The sequence below is a fragment of the Acinetobacter celticus genome (assembly GCF_001707755.1).
Taxonomy (GTDB): domain Bacteria; phylum Pseudomonadota; class Gammaproteobacteria; order Pseudomonadales; family Moraxellaceae; genus Acinetobacter; species Acinetobacter celticus.
Genome location: NZ_MBDL01000009.1, coordinates 107941 through 127019 on the forward strand (window position 1 = coordinate 107941; position 19079 = coordinate 127019).

The following is a 19079-nucleotide window of genomic DNA, read 5'->3' on the forward strand; positions in this document are numbered from 1 at the left end:
TAAATATGCGCTTAAATTTTTAATTGTCGATCTTTTTGCATAACAGTTAAACGCTGATCTATTGTCGCCAATAAAGATTTATTCTCTTTAGCCAAACGCTGTGCATGTAAAAGCGTTTTTATTGCTCTTTCTTCATATCCCGACCAAAACTCAACTTCTGCACGATAGCGCAAGACATTAATAGGTCTAAGTGTAGATGCATGGTCTACATTTGCAGCTTGTTGCATCAAGCGCCAACCACTCACATCTCGTGGATTGTTTTTTAAAAAGCTTTGTACAATAATTTGAGCTTGAGCAGGTTGGTTATTACGAATTAACACCTCAGCATACTTATAATTAAGCGCACGGTTTTCTGGCATAATAATCGCAGCATTCGCAATTCCACTTAATGCCTCTTGGATTTTATTTTGCCCAAGGAAAATATCTGCCTGCAATAAAGTCATTAAAACATGATCTGATTTAATTTTTTTCGCGCGCTCTATTACTGTTTGAGCAGCAACATAATCACCCTGTTGTACTTGAAAAGCTGTCAACGCCAAAAAACCAGCAAAACTATTTTGATCGACCAAAACCTGTAATTGTTGCTCATTGGTCTGCCCAGAAATCACACGGCTATACCACTTAAGCACATCAAAATCTTCATTATTCAAATTTGGCTTTATTTTAGGCAACTGATTTGCTCTTAATCGAGCCTCACTCATTCGCTGTGTTGTCAGCGGATGAGTCAACCAAAAATCGGGTAAAAAACTCACCCTACTGGTCGCGCGGTGCATTACTTCAAAAAAATCGGCCATACTTTGCGGATTATAGCCAGAGGTGTACATATATTGCATTCCAATGCGGTCTGCTTCGCGTTCTTGGTCTCGACTATATGTCAGCTGTTTATCCATTAAGGCAGCCTGTGAGCCTAACATAACAGCGGCCCCCACATCGCTATCGGCTTGAGATGCGACCAACGCGCCCACCAAAATACCTGCAAGCGACAATAAACCTTGCCCCTTAAAAGCTTCTTGAGAGCGACTATAATGACGCTGTGTCACGTGTGCAATTTCATGTGCCATTACACCTGCGACTTCATCCATATTTCGTGCAGAATTAATTAATCCCGTATTTAACGCAAATAACCCACCCGGCACGGCAAATGCGTTAATTTGTGGATCATTAATAATTAACAACCCTACAGGCTGATTCAACTGAGTTTGACTCAAAATATGAGAAAAAATAGTAAATAACCGATCTTCTAGCCAAGGGTTTTGTGTAACAGGCATTTGCTTATTTACTTCGCGAAATACCTGCTCACCAATCGCTTTTTCTTTTTGTTGATCTAAAAGTCCAATTCCACCACCAATATCAGGTACTGAAAATTGAGATGCTACATTAAATTCTACCGTTTGTGTTTGAGCAAGACCTGAGCAAAACCCCAAACTACATGCCAGCAAAAGTCGTTTCAATTTAGCATCCCAATTCATTTATAGCTAAAATAAATATAGCATTGAAAATAGGGTACTTATGAAAGAAAGTGTTATTAAATTTTTAATTAAAGTCTTTATTTACAAGATAACGAGGCATTCGCCCTTCCAAGGCATCAACTAAATTTTGATAGGCCAATTCCGCCATACGCTTACGGGTTTGTGCTGTCGCTGACCCAACATGAGGTAAAGTCACCGCATTTTCCAGTTGAAATAATGCTGAATCTTGCAAAGGTTCTTTCTCGTAAACATCTAAACCAGCTGCAAATATCGTTTTATTTTTTAAAGCTGAAATTAACGCCTGCTCTTCAATTACAGAACCGCGTGAAATATTAACCAAAACAGCATGAGCCTGCATAAGCTCAAGCTCCGCCTCACCAATCAGTGCTTTTGAACTATGATTTAAATCTACAGCAACAACCACAAAATCCGAACGTTGCAATAAATCAGTCAGTTCGCAATATTCTGCATTAAATTGCGTGGCGGTTTCCATTTTTTCACTGCGATTATGGTACAGCACATTCATATTAAAACCATGGAAACCACGTCGTGCTATTGCAGCACCAATATGGCCCAACCCAATAATTCCCAAGGTTTTACCATAAATATCTTGCCCAAATTGATCAGGCCCGACCGTTCTCAGCCACTGACCTTGTTTTGTCCACTGCACCAACGATGGTACTTTTTTTGCAGCACTCATCAATAAAGTAAAAGCTAAATCTGCCGTTGTTTCTGTCAATACATGCGGTGTATGTGCTAACCAAATTTTTCTTTGATTTAAATAACTTAAATCATAATTGTCATAGCCTACACTCACACTAGACACAATTTTTAATTGTTCGACAAACTTTAAGTTGTCTTCATTTAATAATCGCCCAGCTCCAATAAAGCCATCAGCATCTTTGCCCTGCTCTAAAATTTGCTGATTTACGTCCCCTAACTTAGGGTTAATTTGAACAACATGATAGCACTGCTGTAATTTCGTCAAAATTTCATGATCAATCTGGCTAAAAACTACAACTTTCTGCTTCATTTGTTCGTTACTCCTTGATTTTATTTTGCATAAATTGCCACAAGCGCTTCTTCAATAAAGGCTGCTCAACCATCTCTTGTAAAGACGCAAGTTGAATATGCGCCGAAGAGGTCAAATGTGGAATTTGCCCCAAACATAAGATATTTTTTTCTGTACTGATTGCATCTAAAAAACCCGATACATAAGACGAAGCGCCACGACCATCTTGCATATTGAGCCACAAAAATGGCCATTGCAAACTATGAAATTCAGCCTGAACTGCACGTTGGATATTTTTCCACAGAAGCTGCTGATCTGCCGTGACTGTTGTTGCGTCTATCAATAAGACACACTGTGTCAAGCAAATGGCTTCAATTGAAAATGCATCAATCTTTAAAACGGAAGACAATTCACTGGATGTTGCAGGTACGACGACATCAACAGCTGGAATATTTTTTTCAAAGACTGTTTTTATTTGAGGTTGTACGGGTGTCTTAGCTGGCGTAACAACAGGTTCTACTTTAGCCGGTGTGCTAGGCAAAATAATTTCAGAGACATTTTCTTGCTGTGCTGAATCACGCCAAAGATAAGATTGATTGTGCTCGCACACAGCGTCCCTTGGAATCCAGATATCGATTCCCAATGTCGCCATAATGTCACGTTGATGCCCAATCATTGTTTCTTCATCACCAAATTCAGGTTTAACATTCTAGCGGGAATGACCAATTTTTGCTGAACTTTTATTAGACTCTTGCACAATCACCCACCATGCCCGACTACAGGTTAAATATTCCATATTTGTATAAAATAATGATCTGTGTTGCAATATTTCTACCAAAAAAACTTAGATAATCACTTAAATAATCGTCAGACTATTTTTCTTTTGCATTAAATCAATCATTTCTGCTGTTTCAAAACCCAATCGCCAATACAGTAGCTCTAATACATCTAGTTCATCTTGAGTAATAACTCGATCATTCCACAAACAAATTTCCGCCACAGCCAAAATACTAAAACGATCACGTAATAATAGCCCCGCTATATCGTTTAAAATCTCAGCCAAATCAATGGGTTCATCAGAAATATCACTATATAAATCCAACTCTTTTGGACTTAAAATACGCGTTAAAATCAGTTCGCGTACTTCTAACTGATTATCACTATTAATTTGTTGTACATGCAACAAGGCATCAATTAAACGCACAATACTGGGTTTAACATCTTCTAGTGCAGTCGCTGTATGAATCGGCATTAAGTTTAATTCAAATTTTACCCGCTCTAGCAACAAAGCATCCAATAAGCCAATTTCACCATCTTCTTGAATAATTTTGGCCAACTTCATTAAAAACTGCCGTGCAATTGTTGCAGGCATGCCCCCTATATTTTTACAGGCTTGCTTAAAAATAGAGATATGCACACGACCATCTAAATGCAACAAAGAGTCCACAATCGCGCGACTCACTTCAGCCTCAGTCGGAATAAACTCACGATACTGACGAATCATCAAAATGGCGACCATAACCTCTCTTGAACCTGTTGCTGTTTGCATCGCGCGTTCAATCAATTCAGGTCTTCGCCAATTTTCACGAATTTCTGCTTTTAAAGGCTTGATGGCATCTTTAATTGCAAAACTAATTGGCGATAGTCTAAGCAATGGTAAAGGCTGTGGTGAACTCCAATGTACAACCACATCTGGACTGACTTCCTCTAATGAACGAAATAAACTAAATAAGGGCTGATTTTTTAATTTTTTTAGATTTTCTAATTGTAAATCTTGAATCATGTTGGGGTTTAGTTCAAAAATCCGTTGCTCAATTGTTGGATGAATATTCATCCAATTTTGCGGACTTAAAGCATTGGCAAAACACATGTGGGAAATTGCTTCAGCATATTCGCTATGAATTTGCGAACCAGAGTGATGCACATAAATACGAAGCAGTGTCTGAATATTGGCATCATTTTGAATTAAACGCTTGGTTTTTTGATCATTTTTATATGTTCGCCCACCCAAGGTAATAAACTTAATAAAGCGAGAAATAAGCAAACCCAAGCTACCTACCAACCAAATAATTGCACCAATTGCCACAAATACCGTTTCAAATTTATTTTCACGTACATAGCCATTACGATAAAAGCCACGTTTTGCAATTTTACTGCCCCACTGACTAAAGGTGGTTAAGCCACTGTACAATATTTTTAAACGCGTATTTTCTGCAGCTTCACCAGAAAGAATTTTATTAAACTCATGACTAAGCAAACCATAAAGCTCTATTTCATCTAAATTTTGCAAAGCCCCCCAAGTCAAAATAATGACGGTATCACGCGGGTAAAATCCAGCAGTAAGTGCATTTACACCCACTTCATAAGGCAATACATACAGCGCTGGCGTCTCAATCAGAAAAGTGCTCGCCAATTGTTCAGTTATTTTTAGGGCTACACTCTCCTCGGGAATACTTTCCATTAGAGTTAAACGACGCGTACCGAATTGCTTTGCTAAAGAATGACCACCCATCCTGAAAATATAAAATTCATAGAGAATAGAAATAGAAATAATTAATAAAAGTAAGAGAATCAAATAAGGGCTTAATACATGCCAATAAATAGATTGTGAGGAATCTACATAAAAAACCAACAGCCCCACAATTGTATTAATAATAACAAGAGTTAAGACTATAGCCACCGCACAAATAAAGGCAGACCAAAACATATTTTTGTTTTTAATAAAATTGTAGCCAGCTCGTCCCAAAACAACACCTTAAAACAACATTGCCTTTTGTTGATCCATCATAAATGAAAAAAGCGGGAAATTCCCGCTTTTCACAGAGTTTATGCGCGAATTATCCTTCACGCACACCAGTCAAATCTACGGATGCCGCATCGATATTGACATCAATATAACTGTCTGACTTCTCAAGCTTAGCAGAATCACTACGCTTCTTCTCTAGTGCATCAAGGTAAGCTTCATCAATCCCGCCCGCTACATACACACCATTAAATACAGAACAGTCAAATTCTTGCAATTCAGGAACTTTCGTGGTGCGTACTGCTGCTTTTAAATCTTCCAAGTCTTGGAAAATCAAACGGTCGGCACCAATGATTTCACGAATTTCTTCCACACTACGGTTTGATGCAATCAATTCTGCTTTAGCTGGCATATCGATACCGTAAACGTTCGGATACTTCACCATTGGTGCAGCCGATGCAAAGAACACTTTTCTTGCACCTGCATCACGCGCCATTTGAATGATTTCATTACATGTCGTACCACGAACAATTGAATCATCGACAAGCAGTACATTTTTGCCTTGGAATTCAAGCTCTACAGGGTTCAATTTCTGACGAACAGATTTTTCCCGCTGTTGTTGTCCTGGCATAATAAAAGTACGGCCAATATAACGGTTTTTCATGAAGCCTTCGCGGAACTTCACACCGAGTCTATAAGCCAGTTCAAGTGCAGAAGTACGCGATGTATCAGGAATTGGAATCACGACATCAATATCGTGTTCTTCACTCCATTCACGCAAGATTTTTTGCGCCAGTTTTTCACCCATTTTTAAACGAGCTTTATAAACCGAAATACCATCAATTGTGGCATCTGGACGAGCAAAATACACATATTCAAAAATACATGGACTGTATTCAGGAGCTTCAGCACATTGCTTGGTGAACATTTCACCGTCTACAGTAATAAAAATCGCTTCGCCTGGTGCAATATCACGCTCAACTTTAAAACCAAGCGCTGTAATTGCTACAGATTCAGAAGCAATAATGTATTCTTTACCCTGTTCCGTCTCACGTGAGCCGTAAATGAGTGGACGAATACCATTCGGATCACGAAAACCCACCAAGCCTTGACCAGTAATCATGCTCACAACGGCATAACCACCTTTACAGCGATCATGCACACGTGAAACAACAGCAAAAATATCATCTGCAGTCGCGGTTAATTTACTGCGCTTTTGCAATTCATGTGCAAAAACGTTAAGCAAAACTTCTGAATCAGAATCAGTGTTCATATGACGTAAATCCGTCTTGAACAAATCATCGTGAATTTCAGCAGCATTGGTTAAGTTACCGTTATGCGCTAACGTAATACCATAAGGCGAGTTAACATAAAATGGTTGCGCTTCTGCACTACTTGATGAACCAGCTGTAGGATAACGTACATGGCCAATACCATAATTACCCTGCAAAGCACGCATATGGCGTGTATGAAACACATCCCGTACCATGCCAGTATCCTTGCGAAGGAACAAGCGTCCTTCATGGCAAGTCACAATTCCTGCAGCATCTTGTCCACGATGTTGTAACATCGTTAATGCATCAAACAACATTTGGTTAACGGGTGATTTACCAGCTATACCAACTACTCCACACATAGCAACCTCGTAGACAAGCTAGGATTAATTAAAAGGATTATTTGTTGACTCACCTGATGAGCGGACTTTTTGGTTCACAGTTTCAGATGATGCATCTGAAGACTTAGGTTGATCTTCAGATTGAATATGATGCAAGGCTTCATTGGCTACTTCTTTAGACATTTGAGCTGCCCAAGGTGCATATGGCAATAAAGACTGAATGAATTTAGATTGTTTCCAATGAGGGGAACTTTCCACCCAAGGCCCAACGCCCTGAATTGTAATAAGAACCACCAAAAGACCTTTTAGACCACCAAAAATACCACCTGCTAAACGATTCAGCGGGCCAAGTTTTAGGCTTTTTAGAATACCATTTAATAAATATGTGACAATCCACGTCAGCACAACAATCATCAATACAATGAATGCAAAGGCCGCAATTTTCTGCACCACAGGATCAGCACTGAGTGAGTGCATCGAAGGTGCCAAAATGGATGCATATTTTGCCGCAACAATTAATGCCAGAATCCATCCTGCCAAGTTCGCAAAGGCTTTAATAAATCCTTGTCGCAAACCGTTAAGCCCTCCAATGAGCAAAATTATCAGTATAACGATATCAATGGTATTCATGATATTACAGTGCGTCTACACAGTCTTTAATCAGATTAGGCCCAGTATATATGAGGCCACTATAGACTTGTACAAGGCTTGCACCCGCATTCTTTTTCGCCAATGCGTCCTGACCCGATAAAATACCACCAACACCAATCAATGGAATCTGACCTTTTAAAGCTTCTGCAAATGCAGCCAAACAGGCAGTACTTTTAGCAAAAACTGGAGCACCTGATAAGCCACCTGCTTCATCACCATGAGGTAAATTTTCTACCCCTTCACGCGACAAAGTCGTATTGGTCACAATTAAACCATCCAGTTTAAAAGTCAGCAATTGTTGTGCAATAAATTGAATATCTTCAGACTCTAAATCTGGCGCAACTTTTAAGACCAATGGTACATAGTGCTGGTTTTCTTCTGCTAATTCAAGCTGACGCTTCTTTAATGTTTCCAACAATTCAGTAAGCGCATCGCCACTTTGCAAACTACGCAAATTTTGGGTATTGGGAGAAGAAATATTTACCGTAATATAAGAGGCGTAATTGTAGACTTTTTCTAAGCAAATCAAATAATCATCAACTGCTTTTTCTACAGGGGTCGCAGCATTTTTACCAATGTTAATGCCCAAAATGCCTTTAAATTTGGAAGCTTTGACATTTTCAACCAGCTGATCGACACCATCATTATTAAAACCCATACGGTTAATAATGGCTTTTGCCTTAGGCAAACGGAATAATCGAGGTTCAGGGTTACCTGCTTGAGGCAAAGGTGTAATGGTGCCAATTTCAATAAATCCGAAGCCTTGACTAGCCAAAGCATCAATATACGCACCATTTTTATCTAATCCTGCGGCTAAACCCACAGGATTTGGAAATTCAATACCCATGCAAGTCACAGGTTTTAATGCAACCGACTGACGCATCAAGCCCATTTTATGGGTTGATTTCAATAAGGATAGTGTCAGCTCATGTGCACGCTCTGGTGCTAAAGAAAACAACAAAGGGCGGGCAAGAGAATACAACATATCTGTGAAAGTCTACTGCTTTTTAAGTCGCCACATTATAGGCATAGCCCAGTCAAAACACCATGCTTCGGGGTTCTTTATTTTTAGCAATTATTGTACAGTCGCTGTTAATTTAATCTGTCCTGCTTCAGAACTTAATTCCATCTTATCAATACTTAAACCAGATTGAACCATTTGAGTTAGAAAGTTTGCCAACACTGCGTAATTTTCATGCATCACCGCAATTTGGATCTGCGTACCAGACTGTTGCGAGGCAACAGATAAACCCTGTTGTTGTGCAACGCGTTGTACCTTTTCTGTGGCAGATAATACGCTATCTCCTGCTGGTTTCATGGTAACTGCGTGACTTTGCATCCACACAATGGTGTCTTTTAATTCATTTAATCGTTTTTGTTGAAATTCAGCTGCTTTATGCATATAAAACAATGCAGAACCAATGAGTGCAACAGTGACAAAAACGATTGTAAAAATTACCATGACGCGCTCTCGTGTAGAAAGCCGATCTAAATAATCCGTGATTTTTTCTATTTGCAGATCAAGCGTCTGCTGTAATTGTTCAAATGCTTTCATTATTGTATTTTCACCAATCCAACAACCCCTGAATCTCGTGGCTGGATATTACCAAGCTCTACTTTAAAACCTTGTTGATTTAACTGCTGGGTTAAATTTTGTAATATTTCTGAAGAGGATGCTTTTAACTCCATATTGAGCGCAGAGGCATCATAAATTACGCGGTTCGCAACAACTTGATGCTGCATAACCAATGGCCCAACCCGACTTAATAGTGCTAAAGCCTGTGTGTTCCCAGTCTGATTTTGACGTAATTGTGCTTCGAACTGGCTTTTTAAAGTTTGCTCTGTCACAGGATAATTCTGTCCAAACCAATATTTAAACTGATCTATGGCTTGTACTGCCATAACATTTGCGACTTTCTTATTTTGATACCAACGCACAGCATCGTAACTGAACTGTATCACCAGCAAACCCAAAAAGACCGCCACACAAGCTTTCCAGTAACCAGATACGCCCGTATTGTTTTTGGCCTTAGGTAAAACATTAAAAGGATGTTGTTTGGCTTTTCTAATTTCAGGGACGTGATAATCAAAATTTTCAAGCAAATCTTGCGTGACAACGGCTTCCAAACTTTGCATCTGTGCAGAAGATAGATTTGTCATCTTATAAGACATATGCGCAGGCTGATAATCTAGATACACAGCTAAATCATCAATAGACTGACCAGAAAATTCACCTTCACGCGCCAGTAAATGACCATTAATATTGGCTAGAATCGTTTGTCCAGAGGCAGGTATCGGAAGCAATAAAAAATCGGGTAATAACGCCACGACTTTGACTGGAATTAAGGTCAAAGCATGCTGCAGGGTGGTTACTGTCGAGTTTGCAATACCCAAAATACTCAGTTGATCTGGGCTTTGAAAATGATGCAACACTTTCATCGAATCTAAAGGCAAAATAACATATTCTTCAAGCAGATACTTTACGCCGTCTTGACCTAGTTTCTTATACTGAGCCTTAGAGAATGTCTGCTGAATAATCTGCGTATCTCTACTTGGAAAGAATACCGTCGCTTCTTTACCATGATGTTCCCGCACATCCTGAATTAACTGTTCAAGATTTAAAGACTGCTTCCAAGTTTCACCATCTGACCATTGCCAAACCCCATTGGCTTCAGGTACCCATAAATACAACATTGCTTTTTTTCTGCCATTTTATTTAATTAATTTATTGTACGACTGGAATAAAACTCTTTATTTGAGTAGATAATCCTGGAGCAACCACCACTTGTTCATATAAACGAACTTCCGCCAATGCATACGGATGAAATGGCTCTTCAACAAGGATAGAGGCCATGTGTGCCACTACATTCATATGACAGACCACAACAATCGACTCATAAGGCAATTGCGAAATCCAATTGACGGCATTTTTAGCGTCATCATCGGGTTTAATTGCATTACAAATCACTACAGGTATATTTGGAAAATACAGGCGTAAATGTGACAAAGTCTCTTGGGCGCGAAGCAAGGGGCTCACAACAAATACGTCTGGCTGAATCATATCTTTTAAATAACGAGCCGTTTGTGCTGCCTGCAAATGACCATGTTCAGTTAATGGTCGTTTCATATCATTTCCCATAACGGGTGGCATAGCCTCCCCGTGACGGATTAAAGTCAGTTGCATAAAATATCCTTTTTTCTATGCCACACTATATATCGTGTTGATGACAGTTGTATTGTCGCCATCTTTATTTATCTCAGACTTGTTGATGTGGCAAAACAAACTCAACATCACTACGATGGCCATTTTTCATCAAAGAAAGTGCAATACTTAAAGGTGGCGCACCTTCATAAATAACATTGTATAAAGCACTGGTAATGGGCATATACACATTTAACTCGTCTGAACGTGCTTTCACTTGCACAATTGTATTAATCCCTTCGGCCGTTTGCCCCAACTCTTGTGTGGCTTGTTCTAAAGACTTTCCAGACCCCAATGCAAAACCAACTTGATAGTTGCGACTGAGAGGGCTACTACATGTTGCAAATAAATCACCCACCCCAGACAAACCAAGGAAGGTCAACGGATTAGCACCGAGCTCCACAGCAAAACGACTCATTTCAGCCAAAGCACGGGTTAAAATCATACTTTTGGTATTTTCACCCACACCATAAGCAGCGGCCATTCCCATTGCTACAGCATAAATATTTTTTAATGCCCCACCCAATTCCACGCCATGCACATCATCACTGGCGAATACGCGAAATAGCGCACTATGCAAAGCCTGTTGCACAGCAGAACGTACCAATTCAGATTGACTCGCAATAACCGTTCCAGCTGGTTGCCCTGCAACAATTTCCTTGGCCAAATTTGGCCCAGACAAAACGCCATATGGCACTTCAGGCAAGACAGAGCGAATAATATCGCTCATAAAACTAAAAGTATTGGCTTCAATGCCTTTCGTCAAAGACACAATCACTTGTGAGCTGATAAAAGGCTTAATTTGTTCTAAAACATGACGAAATGAATGGCTTGGAATAGCAACAAAAACAATATCTCGGTTACAAACTGCTTCTTCTAAATTGGACGTCGCATGTAATGCGGTTTCTAGCTGAAAATCGGGAAGATAACGCTTATTAATATGCGTATGATTAATGTCGGTTGCGACCGCTTCATCGCGAATCCAAATAATTGTTTCACAACCATTACGTACTGCAGTATTGGCCATGGCTGTACCAAAGCTACCACCACCCAATACAGTCACTCTTAATGCAGGCTTATCTGCGGATGCTGTAGGTTCAACCAAATCTGAAAATTTAAGTTCTGACATTGTTTTTATTTCCTAATAGGCTCAATTGATGGCTTATTTTTGCCATTCACTAACAAATTCAGATGTTTGTATTTCTGCGCGCGGTGGAATTGCTTTGACCGCTGTCCCAATATAAATAATTCCTGAAATTAAGTCTGTAGCATTTAAATTCAACGCCTGCTTAAACAAAACCGACTCAACGACCGCCCCACTTCGCCACATTGTAGAAAAACCTTGCGCCTGTAAAGACAGCAGAAAGTTTTGTATAGCAGCACCACTACTCAAAATTTGTTCAAAATGTGGAACTTTAGAATGATCTTGTAGTTTAGTTAAAGCCAAAACCAATAAAGGTGCCCGAAAAGGATGGTTTTTTACACGCTCTAATTGTGCTTCTTCAGTCTGCCCTGTATCTGCCAACGCCCGAGATAACAACTCGCCAAAAGCTTCACGTTCTGTTTCAGGAATAACAACAAAGCGCGTTGGTTTTAGTCGATGATGATCTGGCGCAACCAAAGCCGCTTGAAATGCTTTTTCCAGTTGCGTCGCATTCGGTGCTGGTTCGACCAAATGCCCAATAGACTGGCGCTGATGAATATTTTGATGCACCACTTCAACCGAAAATTCTGACATTGACATCTATATCACTTAAAAAATTCTGCCCCAAGATTAGCATATTCTCAAGCACTTACTCTATATGGTTTTATTCTTCACCTTTGCTTTTTTAAGTGATACCACAATATATTGTTATATAAAAAGCTGCACAACCTATACAGCTTTCACGCACGCGCCCCATAAAGCTATGATCAAATATAAAAAGTCTAAATCTATGGGGAAAGACTCAATATGAATATGTTATTTACGAAAAAAATCAGCATCATCGCTACATCTATTGCAACAACAATTTTATTAAGTGCATGTGCATCAAATGCGCCCACGCAATCTTTGGCAATACAAAAACCCAATAATCAATATGAAGTGACTGCGGTAGGCAAAACCAGTCTCACCGCCAAAAATAATGCCATTATGGCTGCCAACAACACCTGTGGCAAAAATGCTACACCTATAATTGTCGATGAAAAAAGTGGATACAATGGTGCTTTGAAAGGCGTTTTTGATGAAAAAACAGGGCAAATGGTACAAGCTGCAGCAGGTATTTTAGGCACAATCACAGGCACGAATAATGGCATCAATAAAGATGACGACTATCAAACGATTCTTAGCTTTACCTGCCAATCAAAATAACCAACCCAATACTTAAAGTAATTCAACCCAATAAAAAACCGCTCAAATGAGCGGTTTTTTATTCCTTAAACGCTTAGCAATAACCATCTAAACGCGTTAAAGGTAATTTTTGACCAATGGCCTTTTCAATTTCAGGAAGATAGAACGCATCATCTTCAGACAAGAAACTAATACTAATACCTCGTGTACCTGCACGGCCTGTACGACCAATTCGGTGTACATAATCATCCGACTGCTCAGGCAATGTAAAGTTAATCACATGAGATACGCCATCGACATGAATACCACGCCCTGCAACATCGGTTGCAATCATAATATTATGTTTGCCATTTTTAAATTGATCTAACATTTTTAAACGCTTGTCTTGTGCAATTTCACCCGACAACATCACAACGTTATAATTATCTTTTTTCAAATGATCATAAAGTTTACGTACTTGATCACGACGATTAGCGAAAATCATGACCTTATCAATGGGCTCATCGCGCAAAATTTCTTGCAACAATTTATATTTATCTGACTTTGCCACCATGTAGACACGTTGCTCTACATCTGCATTGGTTTTTTTCTCAGGTTCAATTTCAACTGTAACTGGTTCAAAAAGCCACTGTTGCGCCAAATTTAAAACATCGTAGCTAAATGTTGCAGAGAACATTAAGGTTTGACGTTGCTCTTTACGCGGTGAATAACGGACAATTCTCTTGACTGATGGAATAAAACCCATGTCCAACAAGCGATCTGCCTCATCAATAACCAAAAATTCAATTTGATCTAGCCAAACTTCTTTTTGCTCAACCAAATCAATTAAACGACCTGGTGTTGCAACAATAATATCGACAAAGTCTTTGTTTAATTGTGCCTTTTGCTTATCAAAGTCCACACCACCAAGCAAAGTCACAATATGCAAATTGCTAAATTTATTTAATTCTTTGGCATCGCTTTCAATTTGCAATGCCAACTCACGTGTTGGTGCCAAGATTAATGCACGTGGCTCACCACGGTAGCGTTGCTCTTGAATAGGATTACTGAGTAAGTCGTTCATTACACTAACTAAGAAGGCAGCGGTTTTACCGGTACCTGTTTGTGCACGGCCTATAGCGTCATGTCCAGCCAAAGTATATCTTAAAACTTTTTGCTGAATTGGCGTCATTTCCTTGAAACCCAAAGCATCAATTGCTTGTTTCAATTGCGGATGTAAATTTAAGGTTTCGAAACCAGATGACATATAAATGCGCTCGAACGTTAGTAATCACAAAAATTTTAAACATTATAAACAAAAAACGCCCCAATTTACATTGGAGCGTTTTTCAGGCTTTTTAGACAATTAGTCTAAAGGCTGAACTTCTTCAGCTTGGAAACCTTTTTGACCTTTTACTACGCTGAATTCAACGCGTTGGCCGTCACGAAGTGAACGGTGGCCGTCACCTTGGATAGCACGGAAATGAACAAAAACGTCATCGCCGCCGTTACGTTGAATAAAGCCGAAACCTTTAGTGTCGTTGAACCATTTAACAACGCCTTGTTCACGAGCTGTCATAAGTTAATCCTTATTGTAGTGTTTAAGAAGGACCACCCGGTGTTGCAAACAGCAGAGCAAACAAGTTTAAAAATGTTTTTTATTTCTAAGCTTGTAATCATTCTGTAAAACTATTAACAAAAATACCGGTTACATCCATTTGCATCAAGGGCGACAAACAACATTTGCTTGTCTGAAATCCTAAATACGCATCGAGCTTAACATGGGTGAATCATAAATAATAGAATTTTCTTCATCATTCCTTATTTATTTTATAATATTTTTTTTCACAAGCTTTTCGTCTAATTTCATGAACTTCTACGACAAATATTTTTCAAACTATTTGGGGTTTAGCCTCTAATTTGCTAATATTTGCGTTGGTTTTAAAACGCATGTTTTGGATTTTAAATTGAGTGACGATTCTGCAAATACAATTATTATTGATGCAATGGGCAAGCCATGCCCTATGCCATTATTAATGCTAAAAAAAGCATTAAAGAATAATGCATCTTTAGTTTTTCTTTTAAAATCCTCAGATCCGCATAGTCAGCAAGATGTATTACGTTATTGTCAAATACATACATTGAACTGCCAATTGATAAAAATATCTGAGTATGAATTTCACTACTTAATTGAATCTTAAATATTTTCAATTCAAACAAAAGCCTGCACAATAGTATAAAAGTTTACATTTTTATACCCAATTTCCCATCATTCAATGAAATATTGGATTAAGATAAAACTTAATTATTGGGCGATCCCTTTTTTACTCTTAAGGAGAACATATGAGTGACAGCAGCAAGCAATTGATGCCCCTGTCATTATCGGCACCTGGGGTGAATCTTGGTGCTTATATCAGTACTGTTAACCAGATTCCTATTCTGACAGCCGAACAAGAAAAAGAGCTGGCGGATCGCTATTATTACGACCAAGATTTAGATGCAGCAAAAATGCTGGTCATGTCGCATTTGCGTTTTGTTGTTCATATTGCACGTAGTTATGCGGGCTATGGCCTACCTCAGGGTGATTTAATTCAGGAAGGCAATTTAGGCTTAATGAAAGCCGTAAAGCGCTTTGACCCCAATATGGGCGTACGCTTGGTATCCTTTGCTGTGCATTGGATTAAAGCCGAAATTCATGAATATGTGATTCGTAACTGGCGTATTGTTAAAATTGCGACCACCAAAGCGCAACGTAAACTATTCTTTAATTTACGTAGCCTAAAAAAATCGTCTAAAAAATTGACCTTAGCCGAAGCTCAATCTATTGCAGAAGATTTAAACGTGACCGCAGCACAAGTGCTGGAAATGGAAGGCCGTTTAACTGCCTATGATGCAGCATTTGAAGCACAAGGTGATGATGACGATGAAGGTTCAACGCATGTTGCACCAGCGCTGTATTTAGAAGATAACCGCTATGATCCTGCTCGTCTGGTTGAAAATGAAGACTATGAGGAACAAAGCTCTTCTGCATTACACGAAGCTATGGATCAACTAGATGACCGTTCACGTAACATTTTACAGCGTCGTTGGTTAGACGATGAAAAGTCAACATTGCATGAGTTGGCAGCAGAATACAATGTATCCGCTGAACGTATTCGTCAGCTGGAAAAAAATGCAATGGAAAAAATTAAAGTGGCAATGTCATCGAATTAAAACCACATATAAAAAAAGCACTTCGGTGCTTTTTTTACGTCTATACAACTTTGATAACACTCAACTTTTCTTAATTAAGTCACACGGCAGATATCAATATATTCGGCTATATATCTGACAAACAATCTGTTTACAAAGTCGATTTAAAGCATTATTTGAGCTTAACCCGATACATGAAATATGCTATGGTTGAGCGCAAAATTTACCAAGGGCGCTTGTTGTATGTGGATTGGAATATCAGCCATTAACCTTGCTCTAGCAGTGATGCTTGGTGCGTTTGGGGCACATGGATTAAAAAAAATTGCATCAACAGAACAGCTCGTTTGGTGGCAAACGGCAACCGATTATTTTTTCTATCATGCTTTGGGTCTTTTAGCCTTGGCTATTTTAAGCAAAGTAATTCCACAGCTTCCAATTAAAGCCAGTTTTTTACTCATGCAAGTCGGGATTGTATTTTTCTGTGGCTCTTTATATGTCATGGCATTAGGCTTACCGCGTATTTTAGGTGCAATTACACCAATAGGTGGTGCACTGATGATTGCAGGTTGGCTCATTTTAGCTTGGAATGCATTTAAATACGCAAAATAAACACATTGAGATTTTGGCATGCACATCTACCTCAATGGCGAGCCCCTACACACCGCTTGCCATAATTTACTGGAACTTATTCAAGAACTTGCACTGGAAGGCAAACGCTTTGCAGTCGAGAAAAATGAAATGATTATTCCAAAAAGTAAGTTAGAACAAACAGCTATTTGCGATGCAGATCGTATTGAAATTATTCATGCCGTCGGTGGCGGTTAAAGGAACTCCCATGGAAGATACATTTAAAATTGGTTCACGTACATTTAACTCACGCTTATTGGTGGGTACGGGTAAATATAAAAATCTGCAAGAAACGGATTTAGCAATTCAAGCCAGTGGTGCTGAAATTGTAACCGTGGCGATTCGCCGAGTGAATATTGGACAGCATCCTGATCAACCCAATTTACTGTCTGTTGTTCCACCAGAAAAATATACAATTTTACCTAATACAGCAGGCTGTTTTGATGCCAACAGCGCCATTCGTACTTGCATGTTGGCACGCGAACTTTTAGATGGCCACAATTTGGTCAAACTAGAAGTTCTAGGGGATGAAAAAACCTTGTATCCAAACGTCACAGAAACCTTAAAAGCAGCCCGTACACTCATTGACGATGGCTTTGAGATTATGGTCTATACCTCTGACGACCCAATTGTGGCGCAGGAGCTTGAAAGTATGGGCTGTGTTGCAATTATGCCTTTGGGCAGTTTAATTGGTTCTGGTTTAGGTATTTTAAACCCACATACTCTTTCTATTATTAAAGAAAACGCGAAAGTTCCTGTCTTGGTCGACGCAGGCGTTGGCACAGCCAGTGATGCAGCCATTGCAATGGAATTAGGTTGTGACGGTGTATTAATGAATACCGCGATTGCGGCTGCGCAAAACCCAATTTTAATGGCTTCAGCTATGAGAAAAGCAGTTGAAGCAGGTCGTGAAGCGTTTCTTGCTGGTCGTATGCCACGTAAGCACATCGCAAATGCAAGTTCACCTGAAACGGGTTATTTCTTTAAATAACAACTTCATTAGATATCAATAGCCACAGCAAAAGGATTCTTCGGAGTCCTTTTGTATATTTAAAAACAAAATAATGCCTTATTTTCTGAGGTTTTCGATATGCTTAATGGATAGCGCTTACTAAACGAAAAGACCTCTACCCCTTAACTACCCTAATAAAATAAAAATGCGAGGAATTTAAACCCATGCTAAAACCTCGAAGATTGCTACTCATAATTAACACCCTACTTTTTATCACATTCGCAAATAGTGCTTTGGCTCAAACAGAAATAAAACTCTCTCTAAAAATGAGCTATCAATCCTTTGTTCCAAACAACTGGAAAATTTTAGAAAAAGTACAAGGCGATTTAAACCAAGATGGTCAAGCGGATATTGCCCTAATTATTGAAGACACCAATCCAGAGCATTCCGTGGCAAATGCAGGCTTGGGCAGTAACGTACTGAATGTAAATGAACGGAAACTTTTGGTTTTATTTAAGCAACCCACTGGCTATCAGCTCATTGCGAGTAATCATTCACTGCCGACGGAAAGCAATCTAGATTCTCCTTGTTTAGCTGACCCGCTCGGTGAATCTGAAGCTTTGAGCATACAAAAAGGTGTACTCAAAATTTATCTGCACTATTGGCTAAGCTGTGGTTCATGGTATGTAACCAATCATATTTATACTTTTCAATATCATGATCATTCATTTAAATTAATTGGTTATGACACAAATGATTTCCACCGTGCATCAGGTGATATCACGGCGCAAAGTATTAACTTTATGACAGGCAAAGTAAAAACCACGACAGGTGAAAATGAATTTGCTGAAAGCACGCAACCTGTCAAAGTACAATGGTCAACATTAAAACAACGCTACGCATTGAAACTTGAGCAGGTACAATTCAATGAACCCCGTGAGTTTGAATAAAAGTAGCCTATCAATAATTTTTCAAACTCACATCTGTAGCTTATTGCGCTTCTAAAATACGAATTTTTACACTGGCGACAGCACCTTCCGTTGCTTTGGCATGTTGTTGCATACTGACACTGTGCATATGCGCTTCTAAGTGTTGCATACTCTGCCATTTTTCATACATCATGATTGAAAATGGTACTTTGGTCCGCAATGCACTTTTAACCGCAGGATGATCAATATGCACATCATAGGTATGACAACCAAGTTCCTGTAATACCTGCTCACGGATATAATGAAATGAATCAAGTACTGTTTTTAAATCTTGTTCTGAATGACAAATAATTTCTGCAATCACAGTTAACATTTTAAG

At 39.1% G+C, this 19079-nt stretch carries 22 protein-coding genes; 7 read left to right on the forward strand and 15 right to left on the reverse strand.

The window, feature by feature from the left end:
* Positions 1-11: 11 nt before the first annotated feature.
* The 12 genes from BBP83_RS07280 to BBP83_RS07335 all read right to left on the reverse strand — a co-directional run bounded on the left by BBP83_RS07280 (position 12) and on the right by BBP83_RS07335 (position 12430).
* Positions 12-1451 carry a M48 family metalloprotease gene (locus BBP83_RS07280; protein WP_068887654.1) on the reverse strand — a complete coding sequence of 480 codons (1440 nt, stop codon included), beginning with the start codon at positions 1449-1451 and terminating at the stop codon, positions 12-14.
* An 82-nt stretch (positions 1452-1533) separates the two neighbouring features.
* Positions 1534-2502, reverse strand: a complete 969-nt coding sequence (locus BBP83_RS07285) for a 2-hydroxyacid dehydrogenase (protein WP_068886981.1) — start codon at positions 2500-2502, stop codon at positions 1534-1536.
* A 7-nt stretch (positions 2503-2509) separates the two neighbouring features.
* The gene (locus tag BBP83_RS07290) at positions 2510-3157 is read right to left on the reverse strand and encodes a hypothetical protein (protein WP_068886983.1); all 648 of its coding nucleotides are present in this window, start codon (positions 3155-3157) and stop codon (positions 2510-2512) included.
* Between the two features lie 180 nt (positions 3158-3337).
* Positions 3338-5188 (reverse strand): M48 family metalloprotease, encoded by a 1851-nt coding sequence (locus BBP83_RS07295; RefSeq protein ID WP_068886985.1) that lies wholly within the window; start codon positions 5186-5188, stop codon positions 3338-3340.
* A gap of 130 nt (positions 5189-5318) precedes the next feature.
* Positions 5319-6860, reverse strand: coding sequence for an amidophosphoribosyltransferase (purF, locus tag BBP83_RS07300; RefSeq protein ID WP_068886987.1), 1542 nt, complete (start codon positions 6858-6860; stop codon positions 5319-5321).
* A 24-nt stretch (positions 6861-6884) separates the two neighbouring features.
* On the reverse strand, positions 6885-7469 hold the full coding sequence (locus BBP83_RS07305; RefSeq protein WP_068886989.1) for a CvpA family protein: 585 nt from the start codon (positions 7467-7469) through the stop codon (positions 6885-6887).
* A 4-nt stretch (positions 7470-7473) separates the two neighbouring features.
* Complete coding sequence (locus BBP83_RS07310) at positions 7474-8475, reverse strand: quinone-dependent dihydroorotate dehydrogenase (protein WP_068886991.1); 1002 nt, start codon at positions 8473-8475, stop codon at positions 7474-7476.
* A gap of 90 nt (positions 8476-8565) precedes the next feature.
* The gene (gspM, locus tag BBP83_RS07315; protein ID WP_068886993.1) at positions 8566-9045 is read right to left on the reverse strand and encodes a type II secretion system protein GspM; all 480 of its coding nucleotides are present in this window, start codon (positions 9043-9045) and stop codon (positions 8566-8568) included.
* Positions 9045-10184: a type II secretion system protein GspL gene (gene gspL, locus BBP83_RS07320; protein ID WP_068886995.1), complete on the reverse strand. Its 1140-nt coding sequence runs from the start codon at positions 10182-10184 to the stop codon at positions 9045-9047. The genes gspM and gspL overlap by 1 nt, the downstream gene beginning before the upstream one ends.
* A 31-nt stretch (positions 10185-10215) precedes the next feature.
* Positions 10216-10674 carry a SixA phosphatase family protein gene (locus tag BBP83_RS07325; protein WP_068886997.1) on the reverse strand — a complete coding sequence of 153 codons (459 nt, stop codon included), beginning with the start codon at positions 10672-10674 and terminating at the stop codon, positions 10216-10218.
* Positions 10675-10747: 73 nt separating this feature from the next.
* On the reverse strand, positions 10748-11821 hold the full coding sequence (locus BBP83_RS07330; RefSeq protein ID WP_068887000.1) for an NAD(P)H-dependent glycerol-3-phosphate dehydrogenase: 1074 nt from the start codon (positions 11819-11821) through the stop codon (positions 10748-10750).
* 33 nt (positions 11822-11854) lie between these two features.
* A complete protein-coding gene (locus BBP83_RS07335; RefSeq protein WP_068887002.1) occupies positions 11855-12430 on the reverse strand; it encodes a nitroreductase family protein in 576 nt (191 codons plus the stop codon).
* A gap of 219 nt (positions 12431-12649) precedes the next feature.
* Here BBP83_RS07335 and BBP83_RS07340 point away from each other — a divergent pair, with 219 nt between their 5' ends.
* A complete protein-coding gene (locus tag BBP83_RS07340; protein WP_068887656.1) occupies positions 12650-13042 on the forward strand; it encodes a hypothetical protein in 393 nt (130 codons plus the stop codon).
* Between the two features lie 73 nt (positions 13043-13115).
* Here the strand turns inward: BBP83_RS07340 and rhlB are convergent, their stop codons facing one another.
* Positions 13116-14267 (reverse strand): ATP-dependent RNA helicase RhlB, encoded by a 1152-nt coding sequence (rhlB, locus tag BBP83_RS07345; protein ID WP_068887004.1) that lies wholly within the window; start codon positions 14265-14267, stop codon positions 13116-13118.
* A gap of 99 nt (positions 14268-14366) precedes the next feature.
* Entirely contained in the window at positions 14367-14579 is a 213-nt protein-coding gene (locus BBP83_RS07350; RefSeq protein ID WP_004648643.1) for a cold-shock protein, read from the reverse strand.
* A 388-nt stretch (positions 14580-14967) separates the two neighbouring features.
* Between BBP83_RS07350 and BBP83_RS07355 the strand changes: the two genes are divergently transcribed.
* From BBP83_RS07355 to BBP83_RS07380, 6 genes are all read left to right on the forward strand, one after another.
* Positions 14968-15201 carry a sulfurtransferase TusA family protein gene (locus BBP83_RS07355; protein WP_068887006.1) on the forward strand — a complete coding sequence of 78 codons (234 nt, stop codon included), beginning with the start codon at positions 14968-14970 and terminating at the stop codon, positions 15199-15201.
* Positions 15202-15343: 142 nt separating this feature from the next.
* Entirely contained in the window at positions 15344-16213 is an 870-nt protein-coding gene (gene rpoH, locus BBP83_RS07360; RefSeq protein ID WP_068887008.1) for an RNA polymerase sigma factor RpoH, read from the forward strand.
* 222 nt (positions 16214-16435) lie between these two features.
* Complete coding sequence (locus tag BBP83_RS07365; protein ID WP_068887010.1) at positions 16436-16801, forward strand: DUF423 domain-containing protein; 366 nt, start codon at positions 16436-16438, stop codon at positions 16799-16801.
* Between the two features lie 18 nt (positions 16802-16819).
* Positions 16820-17017 (forward strand): sulfur carrier protein ThiS, encoded by a 198-nt coding sequence (thiS, locus tag BBP83_RS07370; RefSeq protein ID WP_068887012.1) that lies wholly within the window; start codon positions 16820-16822, stop codon positions 17015-17017.
* Positions 17018-17027: 10 nt separating this feature from the next.
* Positions 17028-17810, forward strand: a complete 783-nt coding sequence (locus BBP83_RS07375) for a thiazole synthase (protein ID WP_068887014.1) — start codon at positions 17028-17030, stop codon at positions 17808-17810.
* Positions 17811-17995: 185 nt separating this feature from the next.
* A complete protein-coding gene (locus tag BBP83_RS07380; protein WP_068887016.1) occupies positions 17996-18721 on the forward strand; it encodes a hypothetical protein in 726 nt (241 codons plus the stop codon).
* Between the two features lie 40 nt (positions 18722-18761).
* Here BBP83_RS07380 and BBP83_RS07385 read toward each other — a convergent pair whose 3' ends face one another.
* On the reverse strand, positions 18762-19073 hold the full coding sequence (locus BBP83_RS07385) for a putative quinol monooxygenase (RefSeq protein WP_068887018.1): 312 nt from the start codon (positions 19071-19073) through the stop codon (positions 18762-18764).
* Between the last annotated feature and the right edge of the window lie 6 nt (positions 19074-19079).

Excerpts from the sequence above, each read along its gene's own strand:
- BBP83_RS07285 (WP_068886981.1), bottom strand. The coding sequence starts at position 2,502 with ATGAAGCAGAAAGTTGTAGTTTTTAGCCAGATTGATCATGAAATTTTG.
- BBP83_RS07290 (WP_068886983.1), bottom strand. The coding sequence starts at position 3,157 with ATGATTGGGCATCAACGTGACATTATGGCGACATTGGGAATCGATATC.
- BBP83_RS07295 (WP_068886985.1), bottom strand. The coding sequence starts at position 5,188 with ATGTTTTGGTCTGCCTTTATTTGTGCGGTGGCTATAGTCTTAACTCTT.
- purF (WP_068886987.1), bottom strand. The coding sequence starts at position 6,860 with ATGTGTGGAGTAGTTGGTATAGCTGGTAAATCACCCGTTAACCAAATG.
- BBP83_RS07305 (WP_068886989.1), bottom strand. The coding sequence starts at position 7,469 with ATGAATACCATTGATATCGTTATACTGATAATTTTGCTCATTGGAGGG.
- BBP83_RS07310 (WP_068886991.1), bottom strand. The coding sequence starts at position 8,475 with ATGTTGTATTCTCTTGCCCGCCCTTTGTTGTTTTCTTTAGCACCAGAG.
- gspM (WP_068886993.1), bottom strand. The coding sequence starts at position 9,045 with ATGAAAGCATTTGAACAATTACAGCAGACGCTTGATCTGCAAATAGAA.
- gspL (WP_068886995.1), bottom strand. The coding sequence starts at position 10,184 with ATGTTGTATTTATGGGTACCTGAAGCCAATGGGGTTTGGCAATGGTCA.
- BBP83_RS07325 (WP_068886997.1), bottom strand. The coding sequence starts at position 10,674 with ATGCAACTGACTTTAATCCGTCACGGGGAGGCTATGCCACCCGTTATG.
- BBP83_RS07330 (WP_068887000.1), bottom strand. The coding sequence starts at position 11,821 with ATGTCAGAACTTAAATTTTCAGATTTGGTTGAACCTACAGCATCCGCA.
- BBP83_RS07335 (WP_068887002.1), bottom strand. The coding sequence starts at position 12,430 with ATGTCAGAATTTTCGGTTGAAGTGGTGCATCAAAATATTCATCAGCGC.
- BBP83_RS07340 (WP_068887656.1), top strand. The coding sequence starts at position 12,650 with ATGTTATTTACGAAAAAAATCAGCATCATCGCTACATCTATTGCAACA.
- rhlB (WP_068887004.1), bottom strand. The coding sequence starts at position 14,267 with ATGTCATCTGGTTTCGAAACCTTAAATTTACATCCGCAATTGAAACAA.
- BBP83_RS07350 (WP_004648643.1), bottom strand. The coding sequence starts at position 14,579 with ATGACAGCTCGTGAACAAGGCGTTGTTAAATGGTTCAACGACACTAAA.
- rpoH (WP_068887008.1), top strand. The coding sequence starts at position 15,344 with ATGAGTGACAGCAGCAAGCAATTGATGCCCCTGTCATTATCGGCACCT.
- BBP83_RS07365 (WP_068887010.1), top strand. The coding sequence starts at position 16,436 with ATGTGGATTGGAATATCAGCCATTAACCTTGCTCTAGCAGTGATGCTT.
- thiS (WP_068887012.1), top strand. The coding sequence starts at position 16,820 with ATGCACATCTACCTCAATGGCGAGCCCCTACACACCGCTTGCCATAAT.
- BBP83_RS07375 (WP_068887014.1), top strand. The coding sequence starts at position 17,028 with ATGGAAGATACATTTAAAATTGGTTCACGTACATTTAACTCACGCTTA.
- BBP83_RS07380 (WP_068887016.1), top strand. The coding sequence starts at position 17,996 with ATGCTAAAACCTCGAAGATTGCTACTCATAATTAACACCCTACTTTTT.
- BBP83_RS07385 (WP_068887018.1), bottom strand. The coding sequence starts at position 19,073 with ATGTTAACTGTGATTGCAGAAATTATTTGTCATTCAGAACAAGATTTA.